This is a genomic window from Streptomyces sp. NPDC004561 (genome assembly GCF_053602155.1).
On the sequence record NZ_JBSGDB010000421.1, the window covers coordinates 1 to 7683 of the forward strand.

The following is a 7683-nucleotide window of genomic DNA, read 5'->3' on the forward strand; positions in this document are numbered from 1 at the left end:
GCCGCTCCCCGTAGCGGGCCCGGGCGGCGGCCCGGGCCGCCTCGCCGATCGGACGGGCACGCTCCGGTTCGGCCAGGAACGCCCGTACGGCGTCCTCCAGGACGTCGAGGCGGTTCGAGACCACCCCGGCGCCCTCGGGTACGGCCTCGCGGACCTCGGTGGTGTCCAGAGCCACCACCGGCATGCCCAGGAACATGGCCTCCAGCAGGGACAGTCCGAGGGAGGTCCAGCGCACCGGGTGCAGATAGAGGCGGCACCTGGCCATCTCGCGGTGGAGTTCGCGCTGGGGCAGGTCCCGGGTGCGGCAGCGTTCGGGCGGCAGGCCCAGGTGCTCGGCGAGTCCCTCGGTGCGCATCCCGAAGACGTCCAGGGGCGCGGACCCGGCGAAGCGGGGCAGCAGGTCCGTTCCGGTGGTACGGCCCCTGCGCACGGGCTCGTTGACGACGACGGCGGCGCGCCGTTCGGTGCCGGTCCACAGCGGGCCGGGGTCGACGATGCCGTGCTCGACGACCTCGGTCGGGGCCCGGCCGCCGTCCCACATCAGCCGGTTGAAGTGGGTGACGTGCACGACCGGGATCCGCGACTGTCCGGCCAGCGGGTGGAGCTGGCGTTCCGGGGTCTCCTCGGGACTGTTGTGCTCGACGTACACGGCGGGCACGTCCACTCCGGGGCGGCGGCCGGTCCACCGCAGGGCCAGGTCGAGTTCGTGCGGGCGTTGCAGGACCATCAGGTCGATGTCGTGGTCCCACAGCTCCCTGGGCGTCAGCTCGCGCACACTGCGGGGCCAGTCCCAGGTCACGGCCCGGCCGAGTCCGTCGGGTCCGCGGTCCTCGGTGACCGGGACCAGGTAGGTGTGCGGGCCCTGCACGAAGGCGGTGAGCCACGATCCGTGCACGTGCCAGACGAGGATGTTCATGAGTGCCGCTCCTGGATGAGCTTGTGCACGGCGCGCACCACGTCCTGTCCGGTGACCTCGTCCAGGCAGGGGTGGCCGGGCACCGGGCAGACGAGGGCCCGGGTGTCCGCGCACGGCGCCGACTGGTCGCCGAGCAGGATGACGGGAACGCCGTAGGGCGCCCAGCGTTCGGCGGGGACCACCGGGGCGAACAGCGACACGACCGGGGTGCCGACGGCGGCGGCGAGGTGCGCGGGCCCGGTGTTGGCGCTGATCACGACGTCCGCCAGGCGCAGCACTCCGGCGAGGGTGCGCGGGGTGGTCCGGCCGCCGAGGTCCACGGCCAGGTCGCCGCTCACGCACCGGGTGAGCAGGGTCTCGTGCGGGCCGCCGGTGACGACCACGCGGTGCCCGGCGTCGGCGAGCAGCGCGGCCGCCTCGGCGCACCGCCGCGGGCTCCAGGCACGGGCGGGCGCGCTGGCGCCGGGGTGCAGGATGACGTAGGGGCCGTCACCGGTGAGGCCGCTGGTGTCCGGGGGCGGCAGCACGCGCAGCCGCCGGTCGTCGCCGGGGGGCGGCAGGAAGCCCATGGCGGCTGCCGTGTCGAGGGCCGCCTCGGCCTCGTGGCGGCCCGCGAGGCGCCGGTGGCGGATGTCGAGCAGACGCCCTGGGTGGTCGACGCTGTCGGCGCCGATGCGGCCGATCCCCGCGAGGCGCAGCAACAGCGCGGTGGGCAGGGGGCTCTGGTGGAAGGAGGTGAGGACGAGCGCGGCGCCGTAGGCCCCGGCGCGCAGCCGTCCGACCAGGGCGCCGATGTCCGTCGGGTTCACCGGGGGCGGTTCGAAGCCCTCCCAGGGCGACTCCCAGACCAGTACGTCGTCGACTCCGGGCAGCATCCGGGCGGCGTCCGCGCCGCGCGGCCCGCACAGCATCGTCAGGTGCGCGCAGTGGGCGGCGACGGCGCGGACGGCGGGGCCCGCGAGCAGGACGTCGCCGAAGCTGTCGAGTCGGACGACGAGCGCCCTCATCGTGACCGCCTCCCGGGGCGGGGTCCGAGGGCGTTCCGTACGGCGGTGAGCACGTCCGGCGCGGACTGCCCGGCGAGTCGTGCGGCCTCGGCCGGCGCGGTGGCCGCGTTCGCGACGAGGACGCCCCGGGCGCCCGCCGCGTGGGCGGCCAGCACGTCCGCCGCGATGTCCCCGATGACCAGGCATGCGGTGGCCGGGACGCCCAGCCGGGCGGCGGCGGTGAGGACGAGGCCGGGCCGGGGTTTGCGGCAGGGGCAGCCGGCGTCCGGGGCGTGCGGGCAGAACAGCCAGGCGTCCACTCCGCCGAGCAGTTCGTCGGCGCGCCGGTTGACCCGGCGCACGTCCTCGGTGGTGAGCAGCCCGCGGGCGATGCCGGACTGGTTGCTGACCACGCCGGTCGGCAGTCCGGCGCTCCGCGCGAGGGCGACGGCCTCCGCCGCGCCGAGCAGCAGGGTGACGCGGTCGGGGTCGCCGTTGTACGGGACGTCCGCCACCAGGGTGCCGTCGCGGTCGAACAGTACGGCGCACACGCCCGTCACCCGGCACCTCCGAGGGGCTCGGCGTGCCGGTGGCGTACGATTCCGCGCAGCCAGTGCCGCACGGCGAGGGGCGGGATGAGCACGCTGGTGCCGAGCATCCCGGCGATCTCGCGGGCTGTGCGGGGGCCGGGCAGGATACGGGCGAGGGCGAACTCGGCGGTGCCCAGCGTCCACAGGGCGGCGCAGGCGACGGCGGCGCGGCGACGGCCGGCGAGGGCGCAGGCGGCCCCGGCGAGCGCGGCGCCGGTGACCACGAGATGGCGGTGCAGCCGGCCGCGGGGCGCCCGGGCGCGGGCCCACCAGTCGGGGCCGTGCAGCCGGTTCATCAGCGCGTCGTCGGCGTTGCCGCGCTGCGCGGGCAACGAGGCCCACCAGTGGGCGGGGCGGACCGGGTGCCGGGTGACCCGCCTGCCCCGGCACAGCGACCAGCCGGCCCGCTGCACACGCAGGGCGAGGTCGGCGTCCTCGCGGAAAGCGCGCGGGAAACGCTCGTCGAAGCCGCCGACCCGGTTGAGCGCCTCGGTGCGGTAGGCCATGTCGGCGGTGGCCCAGGCGGCGCTCTCCAGGCCCTTGGTGTTGCGTTCCCAGTCGGTGGGCCGACGGTCCGGGGGCAGGGGGACACGCAGCCGCCCCTGGATGCCGCCGACGTCCTCGCCGGCCTCCCGCAGGTCCTCGGCGAGCAGCCGGGACCAGTCCGGCAGCACCTGGACGTCGTCGTCGAGGAAGACCGTCCAGGGGGTCGTGACGGTCCGCCAGCCGGCGTTGCGGGCCGCGGCCGGGCCCTTGCCGCAGGTGCGCAGGGTCCGTACCCGGTCGAGCAGCGGCCCGGCGGCCTCCAGCGGCAGATCGCCGTCGGGCGTGGGCCGGTCGTCGACGAGGACCACCGCGTGCGGCGGGTGCCCGTCCGCCCGGGCGAGCGCGCGCAGGCAGTCGGCGAGGCAGGGGCGGCCGATCGTCGGGACGACGACGGTGTAGGCGGGTGCGCCGGTCATATGAAGGCCCTCCCGCGGCGGATCGCGAACGGGCCGAGGACCAGCAGGTCCACGGGGGCCGAGCCGAAGCACTCCAGGGCGTCCCGGGGGTCGTCGACCATGGGCCGTCCGGCGGTGTTCAGGCTGGTGTTGACCACCACGGGCAGTCCGGTGCGCCGTTCGAAGCCGTCGATCATCCGGGCCACCAGGGGCTCCTCGGCGCGGTCCACGGTCTGGATGCGGGCCGTGCCGTCGACGTGCACGACGGCCGGGATGCGGGGTTTCCAGTCGGCGGCGACGTCGTGCACGAACAGCATGTGCGGGCTGGGCAGCGGCCCGTCGAACAGCTCGGCCGCCCGTTCGGCGAGCACCATCGGGGCGACGGGCCGGAACTCCTCGCGTCCCTTGACCGCGTTGAGCCGCTCCAGGTTCGCCGCGTGCCCGGGGTGGGCGAGCAGCGAGCGGTGGCCGAGCGCGCGCGGCCCGTACTCGCTGCGGCCCTGGAACCAGGCGACGATCCCGTCGGCGGCCAGCGCCTCGGCGGCCGTCTCGGCCATGTCGGCGGGTTCCTCGTACGGTACGGCCGCCCGCTCCAGCCACCGGCGCAGCTCGGCGTCGCTCCAGCCACGGCCGAGGGCGGCGGTCGTCATCGGCTCCAGGGTGTCCTTCTGGCCGGCGATGTGCGCGGCCGCGCCCAGGGCCGTTCCGGCGTCGCCCGCGGCGGGCTGCACCCACACGTGCCGGAAGCCGCTCTCCCGCCACAGCCGGGTGTTGGCCACGCAGTTCAGGGCGACTCCGCCGGCCATGGCGAGGGCGTCCTCGCCGGTGCGCTCGCGCAGCCATCCGGCCAGGGCGAGCAGGGCCTCCTCCAGGCACAGCTGGGCGCTGGCGGCGAGGTCGGCGTGGTCCCGGCTCCAGGCTCCGCCGGCCGGGCGCGGCGGGACCAGCTCGGCCCAGGGGACGGGCCGGGCCCGGAAACCGCCCCGGTCGTCGGCGTGGACGTAGGGGCGCAGCCGGTCGGCGAAGCGCGGGGTGCCGTAGGAGGCGAGCGCCATCACCTTGAACTCGTCGCTGCTGCGCAGGAAGCCGAGGTGCTGGGTGAGGTCCTCGTAGAACAGGCCCAGGGAGTCGGGGAGTTCCTGGGTGCCGAGGACGGTGAGTTCGCGGTTGGTGCAGCGGCCGGCCAGGTGGGAGCCGCACTCGCCGCGGCCGTCCAGGACGAGGACGGCGCAGTCCGGGTACGGCGAGACCGGGCCGGCGGAGGCCGCGTGCGCCACGTGGTGCGGGACGAAGCGGACCTTGGCCGGGTCCAGTCCGGGCAGCGCCTCGGCGAGGAAATCCGGGGCCTTGCGGGCGTACTCCTGGCGCAGGTGGTCCCAGGGGTCGTACAGGCCCATCCGCTCGGCGGGGCGGGCGAGCGCGGGGTCGTAGGAGTAGGCGACGGCGTCCAGGTCGGGCGGGGTGAGGCCGGACTGCTTCAGGCACCAGCGGGCCGACTGCTCGGGCAGTTCCCAGGCGGAGAACGGCACCGGCCGCTTGCCGTGCTTGCGGCGCGAGAACCGCTCCTCCTCCGCGGCCGCCACGACCTTGCCGTCGGTGATCAGGGCGGCGGCGGGGTCGTGGAAGAGGGCGTTGATACCGAGGACGTGCATGCGCTGTCTCCAGGGCGGCGGGCGGTCGGGGGGTCAGGGCTGCGGTGCCGGGTCCTCCTCCCGCGGGACCGGTTCGGGGGGCCGGGCGGCGAAGTAGGCGATGGTCTGTTTCAGGCCCTCCTCCCAGGGGATCTGCGGCGACCAGCCGAGCAGTTCGCGGGCGAGGGTGGTGTCGGGCCGGCGCCGGCCGGGGTCGTCGACGGGCCGGTCGATGTAGGCGATCGGCGAGCGGGAGCCGGTGAGGGCGACCACCCGGCGGGCCAGGTCGGCGACGGTGATCTCGTCGCTGCCGCCGATGTTCACGGGGCGCACCGACCTGCTCGCGGCCACCCGCAGGACGCCGTCGACGGTGTCGTCCACGTAGCACAGGGAGCGGGTCTGGGTGCCGTCGCCGGTCACGGTGACCGGCTCCCCGGCCAGGGCCTGGCAGATGAAGGTGGGTACCGCGCGGCCGTCGTGGGCCCGCATGCGCGGCCCGTAGGTGTTGAACAGCCGAACGATCCCGGCGTTCGTGCCCCTGGTGCCGGCGTGCGCGGTGACGAGGGCCTCAGCGAAGCGTTTGGACTCGTCGTACACGCTGCGCGGTCCGACCGGGTTCACGTTGCCCCAGTAGCCCTCGTGCTGCGGGTGGACCTGCGGATCGCCGTACACCTCGGAGGTGGAGGCGAGCAGGAAGCGGGCGCCGTCGCGGGCGGCGATCCCCAGGGCGTTGCGGGTGCCGAGGCTGCCCACGTCCAGGGTCTCCAGGGGCATGCGCAGGTAGTCGGCGGGCGAGGCGGGGCAGGCGAAGTGCAGCACCAGGTCGTACGGGCCGGGCAGGCGCGCCGCGCAGTCGGGCGCGGAGACGTCGCAGTGCACGTACCGGAATCCGGGCCGGTCGTCGATGTGGCCGACGTTCTCGCGGCGCCCGCAGGCCAGGTTGTCGGCGCAGTCGACTTCGACGCCTGAATCCAGGAGCCGTTCGCACAGATGGGAACCGAGGAAGCCGGCGCCGCCGGTCACGAGGGCACGCCGCCAGGAGAACGGTGTGTCACCAGTCATGGGGGGCTATTCCTTGTCGTCCTTCGTCCACGACGTCCGCGTCCCGAGAAGCGCTCCCGCGTGGGGAGTTCGGCGCGCACCGCGTCGCCGGGCCCGGCTCGGCCGGCCCGTTGCGCAGGAAGAGGACAGGGCTCGGGTCCCGCTGATCCGGAGGACCGCCCTGATCGGCCGCCACTGGCTGGACGGCACTGGCAGCGGTGTTCCCCCTGCCAGTTGGTTTCACTCGTTGGACTCTCATTGTCCGGTGGGGCGGCCACTCGCGCGACTCCGGTGCACGCGGAGCCCCGACGACAGCGCGGTGCCCTGGGCGGGCGGCCGGGAGGGGTCTGCTGATCGGCGACCCCGCGCCTGCCGGGCGGCCGGCGGCCCGCGGAGCCCAGTGATCGCCGCCGGGCGAATCGCGGGTGTCGCGAAGGCTCGCGATCCGGGCGGGCCGGCGCTGGGTCACTGAGCCCGCGGGGCGTCACCCACGGGCGCGGGCGGCCGTCGACGGGGCAGGCCGGATGGGTGCGGGCTGCCATCCGACCGGGGTGGCCGACGCCCGGGGCAGACCGGATCGCCACGGCCCCCCGACGCGGGCACCGATCGCCCGGGGCAGACCGTGCCGCCAGCCGGGCAGGACCGGATGGCTACGCGCCCTCATAACGACGCGGGCGGCCGTCACCCACGGCGAACCGGATCCCCCCGTACCGCCACCCCACACCGACGACCGCTGACCGCCGCCCAGGACGCGCCGCACCCCCACGCACCGCCGACCGCCACCGGGGCCGACCAGGTCCCCGCGCCCCTCCACACGATGGCCTGAACGGGTGCGGGCGGTCGTGTAGTGCGCGGAGCGCGGGGCACTCGGCGCGGCGACGGTCGGCCGCTCACGGTCGCCGCGTCTCTCGCAGGAGGTATCGACATGGGTCACGGCGGAAACGTCATCCAGGAGCTGACGACCGACCACCGCGAGGTCGAGGAGTTCTTCGGCCGTATCGAGGCGCTGCCGCCCGGCTCCAAGGAACGCAAGAACCTCGCCGACCAGGCCACGATCGAGCTGGTGCGCCACTCGGTCGCGGAGGAGGAGTACCTGTACCCGGCGGTGCGCGAGCACATGGCGGGCGGGGCAGCCCTGGCCGACAAGGAGCTCGAGGACCACGCCAAGGCCGAGCAGATCATGAAGGACCTCGAGGGCCTGCAGGCGGACGACGCCCGGTTCGACACGCTCATGGCACAGCTGATGAGCGAGACCCGGTCACATATCCTGGACGAGGAGCAGAACCTCTTCCCCCGCCTGGAGGCCGCCTGTCCTCCCGAGGCGCTGATGGAGCTGGGCGACAAGGTGCGTCGCGCGAAGAAGATGGCTCCGACCCGTCCGCACCCGTCGGCCCCGGACACTCCCCCGGCCAACAAGCTGCTGGCCCCGGGCGCGGGCCTGGTCGACCGGATGCGCGACGCGCTGTCGGGGCGGGGCAAGGAGAGCAGCCCCTCTCCACAGAGTCCACCGCCTTCCGCGCCGCTCTCGACGTGATCCGCGCCGTCGAGCCGCGCGTCGCCGACGCGATCGGCCAGGAG

At 75.3% G+C, this 7683-nt stretch carries 7 protein-coding genes; 1 reads left to right on the forward strand and 6 read right to left on the reverse strand.

Translation table 11 applies throughout. The features are described 5' to 3' along the window. From ACWEN3_RS36300 to ACWEN3_RS36325, 6 genes are all read right to left on the reverse strand, one after another. The coding region (locus ACWEN3_RS36300; RefSeq protein WP_452979928.1) for a glycosyltransferase at positions 1-916 on the reverse strand (916 nt) is incomplete at its 3' end. Beyond that, positions 913-1923 carry a glycosyltransferase family 9 protein gene (locus ACWEN3_RS36305; protein WP_452979930.1) on the reverse strand — a complete coding sequence of 337 codons (1011 nt, stop codon included), beginning with the start codon at positions 1921-1923 and terminating at the stop codon, positions 913-915. The genes ACWEN3_RS36305 and ACWEN3_RS36300, both read right to left, overlap by 4 nt. Continuing rightward, entirely contained in the window at positions 1920-2453 is a 534-nt protein-coding gene (locus tag ACWEN3_RS36310) for a D-glycero-alpha-D-manno-heptose-1,7-bisphosphate 7-phosphatase (RefSeq protein WP_452979933.1), read from the reverse strand. The genes ACWEN3_RS36305 and ACWEN3_RS36310 overlap by 4 nt, the downstream gene beginning before the upstream one ends. Before the next feature lie 5 nt (positions 2454-2458). Beyond that, complete coding sequence (locus ACWEN3_RS36315; RefSeq protein WP_452979936.1) at positions 2459-3454, reverse strand: glycosyltransferase family 2 protein; 996 nt, start codon at positions 3452-3454, stop codon at positions 2459-2461. Continuing rightward, positions 3451-5085, reverse strand: a complete 1635-nt coding sequence (locus ACWEN3_RS36320; protein WP_452979939.1) for a carbamoyltransferase family protein — start codon at positions 5083-5085, stop codon at positions 3451-3453. Before ACWEN3_RS36320 ends, ACWEN3_RS36315 begins: the two co-directional genes overlap by 4 nt. A gap of 33 nt (positions 5086-5118) precedes the next feature. Further along, positions 5119-6126 (reverse strand): NAD-dependent epimerase/dehydratase family protein, encoded by a 1008-nt coding sequence (locus ACWEN3_RS36325; RefSeq protein WP_452979941.1) that lies wholly within the window; start codon positions 6124-6126, stop codon positions 5119-5121. Between the two features lie 904 nt (positions 6127-7030). On the opposite strand from ACWEN3_RS36325, the gene ACWEN3_RS36330 reads away from it, so the two are divergent. After that, on the forward strand, positions 7031-7639 hold the full coding sequence (locus tag ACWEN3_RS36330; RefSeq protein WP_452979944.1) for a hemerythrin domain-containing protein: 609 nt from the start codon (positions 7031-7033) through the stop codon (positions 7637-7639). Positions 7640-7683: the final 44 nt, after the last annotated feature.